Source organism: Azohydromonas lata NBRC 102462, assembly GCF_001571085.1.
In the GTDB taxonomy this organism is placed as follows: Bacteria; Pseudomonadota; Gammaproteobacteria; order Burkholderiales; family Burkholderiaceae_C; genus Azohydromonas; species Azohydromonas lata.
This window is the reverse complement of record NZ_BCTC01000318.1, coordinates 1-731: the sequence shown is the minus strand read 5'-3', so window position 1 is coordinate 731 and position 731 is coordinate 1. Positions and strand designations below refer to the sequence as shown.

The 731-nt window shown below is 72.2% G+C and carries 1 protein-coding gene; it reads right to left on the bottom strand.

The window, feature by feature from the left end; all coding sequences use genetic code 11:
- A partial coding sequence (locus tag ALA01S_RS34260; protein ID WP_218011567.1) for a DUF8696 domain-containing protein occupies window positions 1-731 on the bottom strand: 731 nt, incomplete at both ends.

Here is a 731-nt window from a genome sequence, read left to right as displayed (position 1 = left end):
GCCTTGCTGGCTGCCCTGCTGCCCTCCCTGCTGGCCGGATGGCTGGGACGGCAGGTTGGTGCCCGGGTTGCCGGCGTTCGTCGCGTCGCCCCCCGTGAAGTGGCTGACGGTCGGATTGCCCAGCGGCGAATTGGGCGGCAAGAACCCGGTGCTGTCGCCCGTATCGCGCGGCACCGGCACCGGCACCGGCACCGGCACCGGTGGTACCACTGGAGGCACGGGCGGGTTGACGGGTACGGGAGGCGTCGGGGCAGGCGGCGGCACCGGGATGGGCGGCAGCTTGGCCGTGGCAAGGCTCTTCACGGTTTCCGTCGTGCCATGCCCGTCGACGTAGCTGACCTCGACGCGCACCATGCGGTCGGCTTGGGCGCCGGTGAGGGTGAAGCTCTCGCCCGTGGCGCCCTCGATGCGGGTCCACGTCTGTCCGTCCGCCGACGACCACCAGCCGTAGCGCAGCGTCCCCATGCCGTCCGCATCGGCGATGGTGCTTTCGGCGCGCAGCACCTGGCCGATGGCGGCGGTGCCGGAGAGGGTGACGCCGCCGGTGGGCGCGTCGTTGGCGTTGTCCACCGCCGCGGTGGCCGCACTGGTGCGGCTCTCGGCATGGCCGAACTGGTCCACGTAGGACGCGCGCACCGTGATGCCCTTGCCCACGTCGGCCTGCGTGAGCGTGTAGCGCTCGCCCGTGGCGCCTTCTATGGCCTGGCCATCGCGCAGCCACTGGTAGGTGA